The 18624-nt window shown below is 62.6% G+C and carries 19 protein-coding genes; 4 read left to right on the plus strand and 15 right to left on the minus strand.

Annotated features, from left to right (window positions below; translation table 11 throughout):
* Nucleotides 1-34: 34 nt before the first annotated feature.
* The 8 genes from AB1E33_RS02140 to purC all read right to left on the minus strand — a co-directional run bounded on the left by AB1E33_RS02140 (nucleotide 35) and on the right by purC (nucleotide 9848).
* Nucleotides 35-2932: an Rne/Rng family ribonuclease gene (locus AB1E33_RS02140; RefSeq protein ID WP_372575601.1), complete on the minus strand. Its 2898-nt coding sequence runs from the start codon at nucleotides 2930-2932 to the stop codon at nucleotides 35-37.
* A 429-nt stretch (nucleotides 2933-3361) separates the two neighbouring features.
* Complete coding sequence (locus AB1E33_RS02145; protein WP_372575602.1) at nucleotides 3362-4030, minus strand: HAD family hydrolase; 669 nt, start codon at nucleotides 4028-4030, stop codon at nucleotides 3362-3364.
* Between the two features lie 116 nt (nucleotides 4031-4146).
* Nucleotides 4147-5481: a sigma-54-dependent transcriptional regulator gene (locus AB1E33_RS02150; protein ID WP_372575603.1), complete on the minus strand. Its 1335-nt coding sequence runs from the start codon at nucleotides 5479-5481 to the stop codon at nucleotides 4147-4149.
* A gap of 11 nt (nucleotides 5482-5492) precedes the next feature.
* Nucleotides 5493-7268: a sensor histidine kinase gene (locus tag AB1E33_RS02155; RefSeq protein WP_372575604.1), complete on the minus strand. Its 1776-nt coding sequence runs from the start codon at nucleotides 7266-7268 to the stop codon at nucleotides 5493-5495.
* Between the two features lie 36 nt (nucleotides 7269-7304).
* Nucleotides 7305-7973 carry a phosphoribosylformylglycinamidine synthase subunit PurQ gene (gene purQ / locus AB1E33_RS02160; RefSeq protein ID WP_372575605.1) on the minus strand — a complete coding sequence of 223 codons (669 nt, stop codon included), beginning with the start codon at nucleotides 7971-7973 and terminating at the stop codon, nucleotides 7305-7307.
* Nucleotides 7970-8203, minus strand: a complete 234-nt coding sequence (gene purS, locus AB1E33_RS02165) for a phosphoribosylformylglycinamidine synthase subunit PurS (protein ID WP_306194755.1) — start codon at nucleotides 8201-8203, stop codon at nucleotides 7970-7972. Before purS ends, purQ begins: the two co-directional genes overlap by 4 nt.
* Nucleotides 8204-8304: 101 nt before the next feature.
* The gene (locus AB1E33_RS02170) at nucleotides 8305-8976 is read right to left on the minus strand and encodes a MarC family protein (protein WP_372575606.1); all 672 of its coding nucleotides are present in this window, start codon (nucleotides 8974-8976) and stop codon (nucleotides 8305-8307) included.
* Between the two features lie 113 nt (nucleotides 8977-9089).
* Complete coding sequence (gene purC / locus AB1E33_RS02175; protein WP_372575607.1) at nucleotides 9090-9848, minus strand: phosphoribosylaminoimidazolesuccinocarboxamide synthase; 759 nt, start codon at nucleotides 9846-9848, stop codon at nucleotides 9090-9092.
* A gap of 191 nt (nucleotides 9849-10039) precedes the next feature.
* On the opposite strand from purC, the gene AB1E33_RS02180 reads away from it, so the two are divergent.
* From AB1E33_RS02180 to AB1E33_RS02195, 4 genes are all read left to right on the plus strand, one after another.
* Nucleotides 10040-10444, plus strand: coding sequence for a hypothetical protein (locus AB1E33_RS02180; protein WP_372575608.1), 405 nt, complete (start codon nucleotides 10040-10042; stop codon nucleotides 10442-10444).
* A gap of 140 nt (nucleotides 10445-10584) precedes the next feature.
* The gene (locus tag AB1E33_RS02185) at nucleotides 10585-10905 is read left to right on the plus strand and encodes a DUF1476 domain-containing protein (RefSeq protein ID WP_372575609.1); all 321 of its coding nucleotides are present in this window, start codon (nucleotides 10585-10587) and stop codon (nucleotides 10903-10905) included.
* A 127-nt stretch (nucleotides 10906-11032) separates the two neighbouring features.
* Complete coding sequence (bmt, locus tag AB1E33_RS02190) at nucleotides 11033-12046, plus strand: betaine--homocysteine S-methyltransferase (RefSeq protein WP_372575610.1); 1014 nt, start codon at nucleotides 11033-11035, stop codon at nucleotides 12044-12046.
* Between the two features lie 110 nt (nucleotides 12047-12156).
* Nucleotides 12157-13047 carry a DMT family transporter gene (locus tag AB1E33_RS02195; RefSeq protein ID WP_372575611.1) on the plus strand — a complete coding sequence of 297 codons (891 nt, stop codon included), beginning with the start codon at nucleotides 12157-12159 and terminating at the stop codon, nucleotides 13045-13047.
* Between the two features lie 78 nt (nucleotides 13048-13125).
* Here AB1E33_RS02195 and AB1E33_RS02200 read toward each other — a convergent pair whose 3' ends face one another.
* The 7 genes from AB1E33_RS02200 to AB1E33_RS02230 form a co-directional block, all read right to left on the minus strand.
* Complete coding sequence (locus tag AB1E33_RS02200; protein WP_372575612.1) at nucleotides 13126-13320, minus strand: hypothetical protein; 195 nt, start codon at nucleotides 13318-13320, stop codon at nucleotides 13126-13128.
* Nucleotides 13321-13384: 64 nt separating this feature from the next.
* Nucleotides 13385-13927 carry a hypothetical protein gene (locus AB1E33_RS02205; RefSeq protein ID WP_372575613.1) on the minus strand — a complete coding sequence of 181 codons (543 nt, stop codon included), beginning with the start codon at nucleotides 13925-13927 and terminating at the stop codon, nucleotides 13385-13387.
* Between the two features lie 6 nt (nucleotides 13928-13933).
* Nucleotides 13934-14710, minus strand: a complete 777-nt coding sequence (locus AB1E33_RS02210; protein WP_372575614.1) for an enoyl-CoA hydratase-related protein — start codon at nucleotides 14708-14710, stop codon at nucleotides 13934-13936.
* 105 nt (nucleotides 14711-14815) lie between these two features.
* Nucleotides 14816-15286 carry a cytochrome c-type biogenesis protein gene (locus AB1E33_RS02215; RefSeq protein ID WP_372575615.1) on the minus strand — a complete coding sequence of 157 codons (471 nt, stop codon included), beginning with the start codon at nucleotides 15284-15286 and terminating at the stop codon, nucleotides 14816-14818.
* Complete coding sequence (locus AB1E33_RS02220; protein WP_372575616.1) at nucleotides 15283-17247, minus strand: heme lyase CcmF/NrfE family subunit; 1965 nt, start codon at nucleotides 17245-17247, stop codon at nucleotides 15283-15285. Before AB1E33_RS02220 ends, AB1E33_RS02215 begins: the two co-directional genes overlap by 4 nt.
* 74 nt (nucleotides 17248-17321) lie before the next feature.
* Nucleotides 17322-17900 (minus strand): holin family protein, encoded by a 579-nt coding sequence (locus AB1E33_RS02225; protein ID WP_372575617.1) that lies wholly within the window; start codon nucleotides 17898-17900, stop codon nucleotides 17322-17324.
* Nucleotides 17891-18502: a holin-associated N-acetylmuramidase gene (locus tag AB1E33_RS02230; RefSeq protein ID WP_372575618.1), complete on the minus strand. Its 612-nt coding sequence runs from the start codon at nucleotides 18500-18502 to the stop codon at nucleotides 17891-17893. Before AB1E33_RS02230 ends, AB1E33_RS02225 begins: the two co-directional genes overlap by 10 nt.
* Between the last annotated feature and the right edge of the window lie 122 nt (nucleotides 18503-18624).

An 18624-nucleotide genomic window follows, 5' to 3' on the forward strand; every position in this document is an offset into this window, starting at 1 on the left:
AAGGCGGGTTCCTAGAACCCGCCTTTTGCATGTGTCAGCTTCCCAGCGACCACCAGCCGCGCCGCTTGGGCTTGGCTGGTTTCGCCTCGGGCTCTGGCGTTTCTGCCACCGATTCCAGTACCGGCTCTGCCGCAGGTTCGGGTGCCGGTTCGGCAGTCTCTTCCGCAACGGGCGCAGGCGCAGATTCCGGTTCCGGCGCGGCGGCTGATTCAGATACGGCCTCGGGGGCGGCTTCGGACACCGCCTCGGGCGCCGCAACAGCAACTTCAGTGACCGTCTCGCCAGCAGGAGCTTCGGCAGCCTCCGCTATAGGTGCTTCTGCTCCGGACGCTTCCGGTGCCACAACAGCTTCTGCATCGACCTTCTTGGTAGCGCGTTTGCGGGTTCGGCGCTTGGGCTTCTCGATCTCGGCGCTGTCGCTTTCAGCGATCTCAGCCGGGGCGGCCTCAGTTGCAGGGTCTTCACCGGCAATCTCAGGCGTATCGGCATCTGCACTGGGCTCTGAGGGCTCCGAGGCGTCCTGCGCGTCATCCTCAGTCTTTTTCTTCCGGCTGCGCGACCTGCGGGTCCGCTTCGGCTTGGCGGTTTCCTCGGCATCGGCAGGTTCAGCGGGCGCCTCGGCGTCCTGTCCTGCGTCTGCCGCCTCGGCATCCGTCTCTGCGCCTGACTCCTGCGCCTCGGTGGTTTCTGCCCCGTCCTCGGACCGGTTGCCCTTCCGCTTGCGCCGACGACGGCGTTTGCGTTTGGGCTTGTCCTCGCTCGCGACATCAACGCTCTCGGCCTCGGGCGGCACGTCGGCTTCCGCAGGTGCCTCGGCCTCATCGGCGTCGATCTGATCCATCAGCGAGGTGTCCACCGACACAACGGGCGCGGTCACTTCGGCCACGATGCGCGTCGCTGTCTTGAACTTCTCGATCGAGAAATCCGGGCTGACCAGATGGATGTCGCCCTCGACCCGGACCGACAGCCCGTAGCGCGCCTCGATCTGGGCGATATGCTCGCGTTTCTGGTTCATCAGGAAGTTGGCGATGTTGACCGGGCAGCGCACAAGAACCTCGCGGGTGCGGCGGCGCGTGCCCTCTTCTTCGACCTGGCGCAGGATGGTAAGCGCCATGTTGTCGTCGGAGCGGATCAGACCGGTGCCGTGGCATGACGGGCAAGGCTGCGTCGTCGCCTCGATCATGCCGGGGCGCAGGCGCTGGCGGCTCATCTCCATCAGGCCAAAGCCCGAGATGCGGCCCACCTGAATGCGCGCGCGGTCGGTCTTGAGCCGGTCCTTCATGCGCTTTTCGACGGCCGCATTGTTCTTGCGCTCGTCCATGTCGATGAAGTCGATCACGATCAGACCGGCCAGATCGCGCAAACGCAACTGGCGCGCCACCTCATCAGAGGCCTCAAGGTTGGTCTTGAGAGCGGTTTCCTCGATCGAGGCCTCTTTCGTGGCCCGGCCGGAGTTCACGTCGATCGCCACCAGTGCCTCGGTCACGCCGATCACGATGTAGCCGCCGGATTTCAGCTGCACCACCGGGTTGAACATGCCCGCCAGATAGGTTTCCACCTGATAGCGAGCAAAGAGCGGCAGCGCGTCCTCATACCGCTGCACGTTCTTGGCATGGCTCGGCATGATCATCTTCATGAAGTCCTTGGCGATGCGATATCCCGCCTCGCCCTCGACCAGCACCTCGTCGATGTCGCGGTTATAGAGATCGCGGATCGACCGTTTGATCAGGTCGCCCTCTTCATAAATCTTCGCGGGCGCGATGGATTTCAGCGTCAACTCGCGTATCTGTTCCCACAGACGCTGGAGGTATTCGTAGTCGCGCCGGATCTCGGCCTTGGTGCGTTTCGCACCTGCTGTGCGCACGATCAGACCGGCGCCTGAAGGCACATCAATTTCGGCAGCGATGTCCTTGAGTTTCTTACGATCCGTGGCGTTGGTGATCTTCCGACTAATGCCGCCGCCTCGCGCGGTGTTGGGCATCAGAACGCAATAGCGGCCTGCCAGCGACAGATAGGTCGTCAGAGCGGCACCCTTGTTGCCACGCTCTTCCTTGACCACCTGCACCAGCATGACCTGGCGCACCTTGACCACTTCCTGGATCTTGTAACGGCGCGGACGCGGTTTGCGCGGCGGGCGGATATCCTCGCTGTCATCGTCATCCGCAACGGATTCGATGCTCTCATCCTTCTTGGACGCGTCCGAGCCTTTGGCCTTTGGCGTGTCCTCGTCCTCGCTCTCGTCCTGGTCCGCAGCCGCCGGATCGGCGTCGGGCTCCGTCACCTCTGCTTCATCCGTAGCCTCGTCAGCCGCTGTTGCGGCCTCTTCGGTCTCGGCAGCGTTTGCGGCGGCGCTATCGCCTTCTGCGGCCACTGCTGCCTCAGCCTCACCCTCGGCGACAGGCTCTTCAACCGGGGTCTCGGCAACGGTTTCCATCGGCGAGCTGCCTTCGGCCACCGGGTCGCCCTCGTCTGCACTGGGCTCGTCGCTCAGATCGATGGTTTCCATCCCGCCGATCTCGACCTCTTTGCTCTCGACGGCATCCTCGGTCACCACATCCTCGGCTTTTGTCTTGGACCGCGACCGGCGACGCGGCTTCGCGGCACGGGCCACCTCTGCCTCATCGCGAGCACGCAGCGCATCGGCATAGGCACGCTCTTCCTCCATCAGCGCCTCGCGGTCGGCGACGGGGATCTGGTAGTAATCGGGATGTATCTCGGAAAACGCCAGGAACCCATGGCGGTTGCCGCCATAGTCCACAAAGGCAGCCTGCAGCGAGGGTTCGACCCGCGTTACCTTGGCGAGATAGATGTTGCCGGCAAGCTGCCGGCGGTTTTCGGCCTCGAAATCAAATTCCTCGACCTTGTTTCCGTCAACCACCACGACGCGGGTCTCTTCCGCGTGGGTGGCATCGATAAGCATTTTCTTTCCCATGTTTCCTTGGTGCACCGCGCCAAAGGCACGCGTCGCCCGAAACCAGGCGGTCCGGCATGTCTTGGGGGGTGTCTTGTCAGGGCGATTTCAGACGCAGCGCGGCAGGGTCCGGCCAACTGGCCCCCTGCCCGATCTCTCAATCCTTGCGCGCGCGTCATCGCGGTTCTTCTCCGACAGACGCGGGGGTTCCGCCGCCTGCCCACTTATTTCCATTCCTCCGACGTATCGGGGGAAGGCACTCCACTGCCCCTCATGAGGAGCAACAATCGGTCTGCGATGTCCTGCAGGTATATCGTCCGGCCTGGCCAAAGCAGCGAATCTCTCAGCGGGGTTTAGGGACCAAAATCGCGATCCGACCCGTTCCAACACCATAAAGGGATGCATGTGGAGAATACAATGGGCAATCCACCCTGCAGCGCCTCTGCCCGTTCACACTGGCGTCGAAAACCCCAGATGCGCCATCGCAGCAGCCAGGTCAGTTGCAACGTGCTGACCCAAATCGGGAAGTTCCACGTCGGGCGGTCGCAAATCCGGGATCTGGATCACCCGGCATCCCGCACGCGCAGCAGATGTCGCTCCCCGGTCGCTGTCTTCGAAGGCCACGCAGCGCTCAGGTGCCACGCTAAGCTTCGCCGCCGCTTCCAGATAAGGGGCAGGATCGGGCTTGTTGGCCGACACCTCATCGCCTCCGATCACATGCGCGAAATGTCCGATCAGATCCGCTTTCGACAGATGATGCCGTGCTGCCGCACCTCGGGTCGAGGTCACGACCGCCATCAGATGCCCATTGCCCGCCAGCACTGACAGGGCATCTTGAACATGCGGCTTGAGCGGCACATCGACGTCCATTCTGGCATCAATTGCTGCGAATAAATCGGCCTGAAATGCATCGACATGCTGCACCTGTCCCAGAAGCACCTCCAGCTTTTCGCGCGCATGGCTGTCCGATGACCCAACCAGCGTCAGAAAAAATGCCCGACCTGCATCGGGATCATACCCGCGCCGGATCAGCAACTCGACGGCGACCTCAAGAAAAAGCTGCTCGGTATCAAGGAGCAGACCGTCCATGTCGAAGAGAAAAGCGGATGGTGTCGACATTTCGGATGCCTCGGCAATGCGTTCCAGTATCCGTTCTACCTAAATGGATCAGGACAAAAAAGGACCGCGGGCGAAACCCGCGGTCACTCTTTCAGACGGTTGGCAACAGAGCGTGATCAGAGGTAGTCTGACCGTTGCAGGCCGTATTTGGCCATTTTCTCGTTCAGCGTCCGGCGTGGCAGGCACAGTTCGTCCATGACGCTGGCGATCGAGCCCTTGTGGCGGCGCATGGTGTTGTCGATCAGCATCCGCTCGAACGCTTCGACATATTCCTTCAGCGGCTTGCCCTCGGTGGTCATCACCGGCTGCATCTCTTCGTGATCCGACATCAAGAGCGAGGCAATGGTGCCCGAGCCGCGCCGCGCCTGTAGCACCGCGCGTTCGGCGATGTTGATCAGCTGGCGTACATTTCCCGGCCAGGGCGCCTGCAGCAGCTGCGCGGCCTCCTGCGCGCTGACCTGGGGCGCGTCACAGCCATATTCCTCGGCGAACTGTTCGCTCAGCCGGGTGAACAACGTCAGGATATCCTCGCCGCGCTGGCGCAGCGGCGGCATGGTGATGCGCAGCGCCGCCAGCCGATAGAACAGATCGGGACGCAGCGCATCCTCGCAGGTCTTGCCGGCCTCTTGCAGGTTCGAGATCGCCACGATCCGGGTCTCGGCGGGCGTGCCCTGCTGGTTCATCACGCTCAGGAGCTTGGCCTGCAGCGTGTCGCTCAGCGCCTCGATATCCTCCAGCACCAGCGTACCGCCGCGGGCCTCTTCGATGGCGGGCAGTTCCGCATCCTCGGGGTTCATCGGCCCAAAGAGCCGCTTGGCCAGCGCCTCTTCCTCCAGCGCCGCGCAGGAGATCAGGACGAACTTCTTGCCCGCCCGGCTGCCCACTGCATGCAGCGCATGTGCCGCCAGCGTCTTGCCGGTGCCGGTTTCGCCGTCGATCAGCACATGACCGTCCGCCTGCCCCAGATCGAGGATATCCTCGCGCAGCCGCTCCATCACTGGGCTGGCGCCGATCAGCTTTTTCATCAGCTGCGAGCCATCGCTCAACTCGCGCCGGAGCGCCCGGTTGTCCAGTGTCAGGCGGCGGTTCACCGTGGCGCGTTTGGCCAGTTCCGACATCCGGTCCGGGTTGAACGGCTTTTCAAGGAAATCGAACGCCCCCACCCGCATCGCCTCGACCGCCATCGGCACATCGCCATGGCCAGTGATCATGATCACCGGCAACGTGCTGTCCGAGCCCATCAGCTTTTTCAGAAACTGCATCCCGTCCATGCCGGGCATCTTGATGTCGGAAATCACGATGCCGGGATAGTCTGGCCCCAGCACCTTGAGCGCATCCTCGGCGCTCGCGAAGGTTTCGGTGTCATAGCCCGACAGCGCCAGCCACTGGCTGATCGATTGCCGCATGTCCTGTTCGTCATCCACAATCGCGATTTTCATGGCCTGTGCCATAGATGTACCTCTTACTCCGCGGCCTCAATGCCGCCTTCCAGAATGGGCAGGCGCATCTCGAACACCGCGCCCCCATGTTGCCCGTTGCGCGCCGTCAGACGCCCGCCATGGTCGTTCACGATCCCCGACGAGATAGCAAGCCCCAGCCCGACACCATCCCCCGGCCGCTTGGTGGTGTAGAACGGCTCGAACAGCGCATCGAAATCCTCGATCCCGTCACCATTGTCGCGCACGTTCAGCGTTGCCGTCTCGCCCGCCGCGAGGATGATCTCGACCTCGGGGTCCGCCACAGTCTTGGTGGCGTCCAGCGCATTTCTGAGCAAGTTTACCATAACCTGTTCAATTCGCATACGATCTCCCATCACAAGAACGGGAGTGTCGGGCAGGATTTGGGTGATCTTGACCTGCCGGTGGCGCAACTGCGGCTCCATCATTGCAAGCGACGCGGCCAGCGCATCGCCCATGTTTACAGGCGAAAACGCATCCGCACCCTTGCGCGCGTAAGATTTCAACTGCCGTGTGATCGCGCCCATCCGCTCGATCAGATCGTCGATCCTGCCGAACGAGGACAGCGCCTCTTCGGGACGGTTGCGGCGCAGCAAAAGCCGTGCGCCCGCCAGATAGGTCTTCATCGCCGCCAGCGGCTGGTTCAATTCGTGGCTCACCGCCGCTGACATCTCGCCCAAGGCGGCCAGTTTCGAGCTTTGTTCCAGCGTCTGTTCGGCCACGGCAAGGGTCTCCTGCACCCGTTCGCGTTCAGCAATTTCTCGCTGCAGCCTGCTGTTCAATGCGCGAAGCTCTGCCGACTCGCGCTGGAATAGTGCCATGCGCAACGCGGTTTTCCGGCTCAACGCATAGAAGACCAGCGCCAGCAGAATCGCGAATCCCATGATTTCCAACGCCAAAACGCCATTCACTCGCTCGCGGACCGAGGCATAGGTGGTGAACGAGGTCATCTGCCAGCCCCGGAACGGAATGCGGTTTTCCATTCGGATCACCGCCTCACCCTTGAGATAGGCATCAGCTGGCAGTGCGGTCCAGCCAGCGGTGGCACGTATTGCCCGTTCGATGGCCCCCTGCGGGGTCTGTCGCTGCAGCGCTTCTTCCTCGTGCAACCCGCGCCAGCGTGGCTCGGTCGACAGGATGATGGTGCCGGTGCTGTCTGTCACCAGAACCGCATCCGAAATGCCCGCCCAGGCGCGCTCAAATTTCTGCAGGTCGACCTCGACCACGATCACGCCCAACAGCTCGCCATTGCTTTCGATCTTGCGCGAATAGCTGAAGCTGTAGCCGCCAGACTCGCGCGCGATGACGTTGAATATGGTGGCGTTCGAGCGGATCGCCTCGATGAAATTGGGCGTGGTGCGATGTTGCTCGCCGATCCGGTTGCGATCGGTGGCGGCCACGGTGCGCCCGTCCTGATCCAACAACATCAGCGAGGCGGCGCCGATCTCTTCGACAAACGAGATCAGCCGCTGCGTCGACAGCGAGAAATCGTTGGATTGCAGCGCAGCGATCAGCGTCGGGTCACGCGCCAGCAATTGCGGCACGATGGCGTTGCGCCTGAGTTCACTCAGCAAGTTGCCGGAATAAAGCGCCAGCCGCAGCTCAGCCCGGTTGCGCGTGCTTTGCGTGAAGCGGTCGGTCAGCAGCCGGTTGGTGACCCACACCGTGGCCGCCACCGCAACCAGCAGCATGAGCAGGATACCGCGAACCCGCCAGGACACCGCACCGGAGTCCCGGACCGGGGGAGCAGAGTCCCGCGCATTGGATTTGTCACCATTCATGGGGCAACGCTACTTGGGCGCGGGGTTGTGCTCAAGTCATGCCGGGGTCAGCACACCCGCCAATGCGCGGAAGAGCGCCACCCCATCGGTGCCGCCATGCCCGTCATCGGTGGCGCGCTCGGGATGGGGCATCATCCCCAACACCCTGCGGTTGTCGGACAGGATACCCGCAATATCGGCGATCGAGCCGTTGGGGTTCTGGTCATAGGTAAAGGCCACGCGGTCCTGGTCGTGCAGCATCGCAATGGTGCCGTCATCGGCGAAGTAGTTGCCATCGTGATGGGCAATCGGAATGCCGATCACGTCACCCGCGTTGTAGCCTTCGGTGAAGGCGCTTTCGCTGGTGGCAACTTTCAGCCCAACGGTCCTGCAGATGTATTTCAGCCCCGCATTGCGCAGCAGAGCGCCGGGCAGGATGCCGGTTTCGGTCAGGATCTGGAAGCCGTTGCAGATGCCCATGGCATAGCCGCCGCGCTCGGTATGAGCCTGGACCGCGCGGATGATCGGCGATTGTGCCGCGATGGCCCCGCAACGCAGGTAATCGCCATAAGAGAACCCGCCTGGCACACCGACGATGTCGATGCCGTCGGGCAGGTCCGCATCCTTGTGCCAGACCATCGACACATCAAAGCCCGCGCTCTCGAACGCGACCGCCAGATCGCGGTCGCAATTGGAGCCGGGGAAAACAATGACCGCCGCTTTCATCCCTGCATCTCGATGCTGTAGGATTCAATCACCGTGTTGGCCAGCAGCTTTTCGCACATGGCGGTCACATCCGCCTCGCTGGCGCCCTCGGCCAGTTGCAGATCGATCACCTTGCCCTGGCGCACGCCCTCGACCTTGTCGAAGCCCATCGCGCCAAGCGCGTGACGCACCGCCTCGCCCTGCGGATCGAGAACCCCGTTCTTGAGCATCACATGCACCCGTGCCTTCATCTGTCGCAACTCCCAGAGCGGCCCGGATCGTCCGTGGCCCGTTTTCCGTTGCGCGGGGGAATAGCGCGCCTGCGTGGTTTGAACAACCCTTCGCGGATGCCTTAACCGGCAGGTTTGCCGGACAGCAATCCGGGGTAATGCGCGTCGATGGCATTGAAGGCACCGGTCATAATCATCTCGACCGAGACCGCCACCAGAATGATCGCCATGACGCGCGTGAGCACACTCATCATCGTCTGGCCAAGCACCCGCGAGATCGTGTCGGCAAAGATCAGCCCCAGACCCACGATGGCGCAGGCGATCAGCACCGCCGATCCCAGCGTCACAATCTCGGCCCCGTTGGGAACCTGATGCGAAAAGACGATGGTGGTGGCGATCGTGCCCGGTCCGATGGTCAGCGGCAGGGTCAGCGGTACCACCGCGATGTTGCGATCGCGCGCGTGGCCCTCTTCACTCGCGGCCTGATCGCCGGGGGACGGAGCCTTGGCATTCAGCATCGCCATGCCGATACCAAAGATGATAAACCCGCCCGCAATCCGGAACGAGGGCACGTCGATGCCGAAGATCGCCAGCAGATCCTCTCCCACCACAACTGCAATAAGCGCGATGATCGTGGCCGAGGCAGTGACGACAAGCGCGGTACGGAACCGATCGGGTTTGGAATAGCCCGCAGTCATGCTCAAAAAGATCGGGATGCCATAAAGTGGGTTGAAGATCGCAAGCAGCGCCGCGAGGAATTTCAGAAACACCGCCTGATCAAATAGCTCTGCCATCAACTTCCGCCCGTATACTCAGATGCCCATTGCGGCAATGAAAACAACAGTTCCCGAAAAATGAAAAGGCTCCTTTGGATCGGTCCAAAGGAGCCTCTTGAAGACGGGGATTCTTAGTTGATCAGCGTGGGCTTGGTCACCGGAGCCGATTTCGGCATAACGCCCAGACGGCGGGCAACCTCGGAATAAGCATCGGTCAGGTTGCCCAGATCGCGGCGGAACACATCCTTGTCCAGTTTCTGGCCGGTCTCAATATCCCACAGGCGGCAGCTATCGGGGCTGATCTCGTCGGCGATGATCAGTCGCTGGAAATCGCCGTCATAGACCCGGCCGATCTCGATCTTGAAATCGACCAGCTTGATACCGACGCCATACATCAGCCCGGACATGTAGTCATTGACCCGCAGCGCCAGGCTGAGGATGTCGTCCATGTCCTGCTGGCTGGCCCAGCCGAAGGCGGCGATATGCTCATCGGTGACCAGCGGATCCCCCAGCGCATCGTCCTTATAGCAATATTCCACAATCGGACGCGGCAGTTGCGTGCCTTCTTCGATCCCCAGTCGCGTCGACATGGTGCCGGCGGCAAAGTTGCGCACGATCACTTCCAGCGGCACGATCTCGCAGGACCGCACCAGCTGTTCGCGCATGTTCAGCCGTTTGAGGAAATGGGTCGGCACACCGATATGGTTCAGACCGGTCATGAAGAACTCGGACAGGCGATTGTTCAGAACCCCCTTGCCTTCGATCACGTCCTTCTTCTCGGCGTTAAAGGCAGTGGCGTCATCCTTGAAATACTGCACGATGGTGCCCGGTTCGGGGCCTTCATACAGAATCTTCGCCTTGCCTTCGTAAATTTTCTTGCGACGCGCCATTGCCGACCTTTCGGGATGGAGACGGGGGATCAGCCCCCCACCGCGCTCTCATAGTGCAAGTGCGGCAGTGCCGCAAGCGACGCTCAGCAGAGCCTTCTACGTATTGATGACCGTATCTCAGCTTTGCATTGACCTCTATCCACTGTGGGCTAGGCTTCGTCTCACGCGGCACCCAGCACAAGGAACGCTGAATGCGATATCTGATCCCTGTTCTTTTGGTCCTTTCGATGGGCGTTCCGGCGGCAAACGCACAAATGACCGCAGATGTGAAATTCGCACCGGGCAATTACGGAACCATGGTCAACGGCACGGTCACTGGCGACGAATTCTTCGACTATAAACTCGGCGCAAATGCCGGCCAGAAGATGTTTGTCGAGCTGAACGTGGCGGGCACCAATGGCAATGGCACGATTTATTTCAACATATTGCCGCCGGGCAGCGATGGCGTGGCGATCTACAACGGGTCGATCAACGGCAATACGACAACACTCGACCTGCCCGATAGCGGCGATTACACGATACGTGTCTATCTGATGGGCAATGACCGGGACACCGATAAGACGGTCGGCTACAACATCGATCTGTCGATCCAGTAGATCCTGCGTACCTCTGCCCGGTCCTGACACCCGTCCCAGCTCAAGTAGCGTGGCTTTGCCGCATGAGGACCCTCTTGCGAAAACGCGATTGCGAGGGCATATCTCTGGTAACAGTACCAACCGGATAAGGGTCCGCATCCATGACCACCTTCGACGAGCGCGAAAACGCATTCGAGGCCAAATTCGCCCATGACGAGGAAATGCAGTTCAGGGCCGAGGCGCGCTGCAACAAGCTTCTGGGCCTTTGGGCAGCCGATCAGCTTGGCAAAACCGGCGATGCAGCCCAGGAATATGCGCTGAGCGTGGTGAAGGCCGATTTCGAGGAACCCGGCACCGAAGATGTGGTGCGCAAGGTGACCGCTGATCTCGAAGGCCGCGTCACCTCGGACGCCATCCGGGCCAAGCGCGCCGAATTGCTGCCCGAAGCAAAGGCGCAGGTTTTGGGCGAAGCGGGTACCTGACCCCGCGCCCTGTCGCGGCCCTCATGATCTTCATGAGAATTATGAATTTGATTAGACACCCCGCTCGTGAGAGACGGGGTGTCTCAGTTCAAGACCGTCCTTTTGGCGGCAAGACCGGTATGATCCCATGACAAATGCTTTGACCCGCCTTCTCGCTTCCAAGGACACGCTTCTGGCCGATGGGGCCACGGGGACCAACCTGTTTGCCATGGGCCTGCAATCGGGCGACGCGCCCGAGCTTTGGAACGTTGATCAGCCCGGGAAGATTGCCGCGCTTTATCAGGGCGCGGTGGATGCGGGCAGCGACCTGTTCCTGACCAACACCTTCGGCGGCACCGCCGCGCGGCTGAAACTGCACGAGGCGCAGAACCGCGTCGGAGAGTTGAACCGCCTTGGCGCCGAGATCGGCCGCGATGTGGCCGACAAATCGGGGCGCGAGATCGTGGTGGCCGGTTCGGTCGGACCCACGGGTGAGATTTTCGAGCCGGTTGGCACCTTCAGCCATGCCGAAGCGGTCGAGATGTTCCACGAACAGGCCGACGCCCTGAAAGCGGGCGGTGCCGATGTGTTGTGGCTGGAAACCATAAGCGCCCCGGAAGAGTTCCGCGCCGCCGCCGAAGGCTTTGCGCTGGCTGATATGCCCTGGTGCGGCACGATGAGTTTTGACACTGCCGGGCGGACCATGATGGGCGTGACCTCGTCCGATCTGGCGCAATTGGTCGAGACCCTGCCGAACCCGCCGATTGCCTTTGGTGCCAATTGCGGCACCGGCGCGTCCGATATCCTGCGCACCGTTTTGGGCTTTGCCGCTCAGGGCACCGAACGGCCCATCATCTCGAAGGGCAATGCGGGAATCCCGAAATATGTCGATGGCCATATCCACTATGACGGCACCCCGGAACTGATGGGGCAATATGCCGGAATGGCGCGAGACGCGGGCGCGCGCATCGTCGGCGGTTGCTGCGGCACCATGCCCGACCACCTGCGCCAAATGCGTGCCGCACTAGACAATGGCACGCGGGGCGAGCGGCCCACGCTGAACCAGATCACTGCGGCCCTTGGCCCGTTCACCTCGGCCTCGGACGGCACCGGAGACGAGGCCGTGCCCGAGCGCCGCACCCGCCGCCGCCGCCGCGCCTGATCCCCCAAGCCTGCCGGGCTGTTTCGAATTGACACGACCGGAATATTCGCCGACCTGTCAGGGCGAGCGGTCTTGCGTTGGGCAGGTGCCGGGACAGTATCGGACATTTCGTGGCACCACTGATCGCAACCGACCGCCGGGCCAACCTGATCGGCAGTCTCTGGATGGTTGCAGCCATGGCCGGTTTTGCGATCGAGGATGCGCTGCTCAAGGCCTCCCACAGCACGCTGCCCATCGGTCAGATCATGCTGTTCTTCGGTCTGGGCGGCACCTGTGTCTTTGGTGGTCTCGCACTGACCCGGAACGAGCCACTGTTCACCCGCGATGTGATCTCGCGCCTGATGTGCATCCGCGCCGTGTTCGAGGTGTTCGGGCGTCTGTTCTATGTGCTGGCCATCACCCTTACCCCGCTATCCTCGGCCACGGTGATCCTGCAGGCGACCCCGATCGTGGTGGTCGCGGGCGCGGCGCTGGTTTTTGGCGAGCAGGTTGGCTGGCGCAGATGGGCCGCGATCCTGATCGGGCTGGCCGGGGTTGTGGTCATCATCCAGCCCGGCGCCGAGAGCTTTTCGGCGCTTTCCATCTTTGCTGTGCTGGGCATGTTGGGCTTTGCCGGACGGGACCTTGCCAGTCGCGCCGCCCCGTCGACATTAGGCACCGCGGTTCTGGGGTTCTACGGCTTTCTGTCCATCATTCTGGCCGGCGTGATCTATTCGATTTGGGAGGGCGCGCCCCTTGTCCTGCCGGACGCCCCTACTACGCTCATCCTGTCGGGCGCGGTACTGGCGGGAGTTCTAGGCTATTCCAGCCTGATGAACGCGATGCGCACGGGTGAAGTTTCGGCGGTCACGCCGTTCCGCTATACGCGGCTGCTCTTTGGCATCGGATTGGGTGTGTTTGTGTTCGCAGAGCAACTGAGCGGCGCGATGCTTCTGGGCTGCGGGCTGATCGTGTTGTCTGGGTTGTTCATCCTGTGGCGGGGGCAACAGGACGCCACCTGAGCCTCAGACCACTATCACAAACAGGGATTTCTCCGGCATTCCGGTCGAGGAAACCCGGTCATGTGGCCACAGGCTGTTTCAGCTGCCGCTTTTGATCTTCAGATCATTATGCACCCGGTGATAGGGTGCCGATTTCACGATGTCGCTGACATCAGCGCTCTCGGTCGCGGGGCGTGCCCGGTAGAACATGTAGGCCCCTGCCCCCAAGCCGAGCGCACTGAACCCGATCGCTGCCCAGAGCATCGTTGTGTCCAGTCCAATCCCTTCCAACATGACAGTCTCCTTTCACATCTCCAATATAGGCCTATTGGGATAAAATTTCCATATCAGAGCAACATCAGAGCGATGGCGCGGTCTTGATTGCCTCCAGAAGGTGCCGCGACAGGGCTTCTGCCTCCTCCCGGTTGCGGGCGATCTGGTTGCGTTTGGCCCGACCGCGCAAGCGCCCCGCAGCGGCAAACGCTCCCGCCGACATCGCCAGAAGCACCAGCGAGATCGCCACGCCGCCGCTCAATGTACCCGGAATCGCCGCCCCCATCGCCGCCAGCATCGCCCCCACGGTCAGGCGCTGACCCCAGACGCCGGTGACCTGATCGGCATCCAGCAGCCCGCTTTCCTGCTGCCGCAGCTCGGCCACATGGGCCGAGAGCAGATGCGAGACGATCAACGCGGTATGGGGATTGTTGGCCAGTCCCAGACCGGTGATCAGCGCGGCCTGCTCGGCCTTGCGGCTCAGCACCGCGCGGATCAGGCGGCGCAGCACCTCTTCGTCGACATCATCATCCATCGCCATGGAACTGGCAAAGGCGATCAGCGCCGTCGCCGGGCGGCGGCTGAGTTCGAGGGGCTCCTCGACCTCATTATTTTTGTTTCTGGCCAAGCCCGATCAGCGCCCTTCGAAGAGCGCCGGGCGTTTTTCCATGAAGGCCACGACACCTTCCTTGAAGTCCCGGCTGCGACCGCATTCGCCTTGCAGATGCGCCTCGATGGCAAGCTGGTCCGGCAGGTTGCTGCCATAGGTGCCGCGAATCGCTTTCTTGATGGCTGCAAAGGCCTGGGTCGGGCCGTATGCCAGGTAGTTGGCGCGCGCGCGCCATTGCGCATCGAATTCGGCATCGGGCACCGTTTCCCAGATCATGCCCCATTGCTCGGCCTGGGTGGCGGTGATCTTCTCAGCGAAAAGCGCCGCCCCCATCGCCTTGGCCATGCCCATCTGGCGCGGCAGGAACCAGGTGCCGCCAGCATCCGGCATCAGGCCGATCCGGGCAAAGGCCTGCAGGAAATAGGCGCTCTCGGTCGCGATCACCACATCCGCCGCCAGCGCCAGATTGGCCCCTGCCCCTGCCGCCGGGCCATTGACCGCCGCGATCGTGGGCACCGGGCACTCATAGATCGCCGCCAGCATGGGGCCATATTCGTCGCGCAGCGTGCGTTCCAGATCGATCCGCCCGGCACTGCCCGCGTCGCCCAGATCCTGCCCGGTGCAAAATGCGTTACCCGCGCCGGTCAGCACGATGGCGCGGGCCGATTTGGCGGCCTCGTGCATGGCAAAGGCGATCTCGGCCCGCATCTGGCTGGTCAGCGCATTCATCTTCTCTGGGCGGTTCAGCGTGAGAACGGCGAGCGTGTCGGCGGTCTCAAGCGTGATGGTCTCGTATTCCATGAATGGCTCCGGCCTGGTGACGCTTTGGGCATAGAACACCGAGCGCGCCGGATTGGCAAAGGCAAACAGCAAGTCCCGTGACGGCAAGCCCGGATCAGGCCCGGATCACTCGTCCAGCAACTCGCGCAGGCGCTGGCGTTCTTCCTCGTTCAGAGCGGCCTCTGCCGGTGCCGGTGCGGATGCGCGTTTGCGCAGGTAGAAGAACCCGGTCAGCGCCGCCAGCAACAGCATGATCGGCCCCGCCGCCCAGAGCAGCATATTGGCCCCGTCCGCCGTGGGCCGCAGCAGCACATATTCGCCATAGCGGTCGACAACAAAGTCGATCACCTCGTCATCGCTGTCACCCGCGACCAGCCGTTCGCGCACCAGAAGTCGCAGATCGCGGGCCAGACCGGCATTGCTTTCGTCGATGCTCTCGTTGCGACAGACAAGGCAGCGCAGCCCCTTGCTCAGCTCGCGCGCGCGTTCCTCCAGCACCGGATCATCCAGCACCTCGTCAGGCTGCACCGCCGCCACCGGCAGCGCCAGCAGCACCAGCATCAGGACGGACATGAAGCGTTTGAGCAGGCCCGTCATTCCGCCGGTACCCCGCCCATCGGCGCCTTGCGCGCGCCAGCAGCCACTCGGAAACGGCGATCGCTGAGGCTCAGCGCGCCGCCCAGGGCCATCATCAGGCACCCGGCCCAGATCCAGTTGGCAAAGGGCTTGATATAGGTGCGAACGGTCCAGCCGCCCCCTGCCTGCTCATCGCCCAGAACCACATAGACGTCGCGCATGATCCGGTAATCGATCGCCGCCTCGGTGGTGGGCATCCGCGCCACCGGATAGTCGCGTTTCTCAGGGTTCAACGTGGCGATAGCCCGGCCGTCCCGTTCAAGCTGCACCGAGCCGGTGGTGGCAAAGTAATTCGGCCCCGCCAGGCGTTCGACCTTGTCCAGCGTCAGGGTGAATCCCCCGACCTCGAAGGGCTCGCCCAGCTGGGTGACGCGGATATCCTCTTGCTCCCACGCGGTCAGGCCCGCGATGGCAAAGATCGTGACCCCCAGCCCGGAATGCGCCACCGCCTTGCCCCAATCGGCGCGCGGAAGGCGGAAGAGACGGCCAAGGCTGCCCTTGCGGCCCGTGCGGCTCCAGAGATCGACAATTGCGCCAGACGTGACCCAGACACCCAGGAATACGCCCACAGGCCCCAGCGCGCTGCGCCCGGTCTGCATCGTCCAGACCAGCAGCGTCACCGCCACCGCAAGCCCGAACGCATAACGCATCGACCACGCCGCGCGGCTCACTTTGCCCCGCTTCCACGGCAGGACCGAGCCCAGCGGAAGGGCCAGACCCAACACCACCATGAAGGGTGTGAAGGCAGCATTGAAGAACGGCGCACCGACCGAGAGTTTCCGGTCAAAGAACATCTCGGCCACCATCGGCCACATGGTGCCGAAAAAGACCACGAAACAGCTCACCGCCAGCAGGATATTGTTCAGCACCAGCGCGCTCTCGCGGCTGACCATGCCAAAGACTCCTTTGGCCTCCATCGCCTGTGCGCGGGCGGCATAAAGTGTCAGCGCCCCGCCGGTGAAAAACGCCAGTATGCCCAGAATGAACACGCCCCGCTCGGGATCGTTGGCAAAGGCGTGCACCGAGGTCAGCAGGCCTGAGCGCACGATGAACGTGCCGATCAGCGAAAAGCCGAAGGCCAGGATCGCCAACAGGATGGTCCAGCTTTTCAGCGCCTCGCGCTTTTCCACCACGATGGCCGAGTGCAGCAATGCGGCGGCCAGCAGCCACGGCATGAAGCTGGCATTCTCGACCGGGTCCCAGAACCAGAACCCGCCCCAGCCAAGTTCGTAATAGGCCCACCAGGACCCCAGCGCGATGCCGATGGTCAGAAATATCCACGCCGCCAGTGTCCAGGGCCGCACCCAGCGGCCCCAGGCGGCATCGACGCGGCCTTCGATCAGGGCGGCCACAGCGAAACTGAACGCCATGCTCAGCCCCACATAGCCAAGATAGAGGAACGGCGGGTGAAAGGCCAATCCGGGATCCTGCAAAAGCGGGTTCAGATCCTGCCCGTCAAACGGCGGCACCGCCAGCCGAATGAACGGGTTCGAGGTAAACAGGATGAAGGCAAAAAACGCCACTGCGATCGCCGACTGAACCGCCAGCACGCGCGCCTTGAGCGAGGGCGGCAAGCCGCCGCCAAACCACGCTGCCATTGCGCCAAAAAGCGTGACGATCAGCACCCAGAGCAGCATGGACCCCTCGTGGTTTCCCCATGTGCCACTGATCTTGTATAGCATCGGTTTGGCCGAATGACTGTTCAGCACCACCAACCGCAGCGAGAAATCCGAGGTCACAAAGGCCCACATCAGCGCGCCAAAGGCAAAAGCAGTCAGCATGAACTGTGCCATAGCGGCTGGTTCGGCCATGGCCATCCAGCCGGGCCAGCGCCGGTGTGCGCCGATCAGCGGGACGACCACCTGCACGACGGCCACCAGAAATGCGAGGATGAGGGCGAAATGTCCGAGTTCTGCTGTCATGGGCCTTGGTATAAACCCGGCCCTGCCCGCATCCAATCACAATCGTCCGGTCGCGGCGCGCATAGTGTCGCGGATCAGGCCTTTTGCCGCCGCCGCCAGTCCTCCAGCGCCGGGTTTGGGTCGGTGCCTTCAAGCTGCTGGGCCAGCGCCGCATCCGTGCCGGGATCGGCGCTGCCAGGACTGTTGGCGCGCAAGCCCCGCAGCATCTCGATATTGGCTTTGACCTGCGGCGCGCGGGTCAAGCTGCGCGCCAAATCACGCTGCAGATCCTGGGTCTTGGCCTGATAGCGCGCGCCGAAATAAAACGACACGATCACGCCCAAAAGCCACCAGAGCGGCTCGGGCACCAGCGCGATGCCCTGCATGCGCTCAGCAAACCACAAAGGGTCCACCATGGCCGTCACGAACAGACCCAGCGTTCCAAAGGCCAGAGCCGGGCGCGGCAACCGGTTGATCCCGTCGACAAAGCGATCGAAGCCCCCCTGCCGGGGTTGCGCGAATTCCGCACCGAACTGCGTCAGCGCCTGTTCCCGCGCCGCAGCGCCCCGTTCGGCCCCCGCCTCGGCATTCTCGCGAAACACCTCTGCCGTTTCCCGCACCACGTTGCGCCCAGCCCCGAACAGCAGCGCCATTATCCCGTCGATCAACCCCATATCGCCACCCTTTGCTGAAATGCCGCCTCGTCCAGATGATATTGTTTGGTCAGGAATTCTTCGGCGCGTTTGATCCAGCCACCCTTGCCACCCGCCCGCGTCCGCGCATATTTGCGGCTGGCCGGACGGCGATCGGCGAGCCGGAAGTAATAATTTCGCCGCGCCACCCCGTAAGCATCGCGCAACGCCTGCGCATCAGGCTGCGCCGCCTGACGCGCCGCCCGCGCTGTCTGCGGCCCAATCACGCCGTCAACAGCAACCCGATACCCCATCTCGCGCAACAGCCGTTGCAGGATCTTCACCGCCTGCGCCCCGGCATTGACATACATATCAAAGACTGTTGCATGCAGCGCCTCGGGCAGACGGTCGACCCGGGGGCGCTGAAAGTAATGCACCACGAAAACCTGCTCAGCCCGCGCCCGGCTCAACGCCCGGACATCGCGCGTGTCAAACTCCCCATTCCCATCCAGATCGAGACCAAGGCGCCGCATCGTGTGAATGGTGACCCCGTATTTGGTGGCACCGCCCGGGTCGTCCGGGTCATCGACAAACCCGCCCTCCCGCGCCACGATTTCCTGGGCAATCTGTCTGACTGTCTGCATCTCTTACCCTCCGCAACTCTGGGTGAACGGTGCAGTGTGGATCTTATGATGCGGCAAACAAAAAGGGCGCTGCTCACGCAACGCCCTGTGTTTTCTCGCCCGATTGCGCCTGACGCAGGGGG

The sequence above is a fragment of the Ruegeria hyattellae genome, assembly GCF_041537925.1.
Lineage (GTDB): Bacteria > Pseudomonadota > Alphaproteobacteria > Rhodobacterales > Rhodobacteraceae > Ruegeria_C.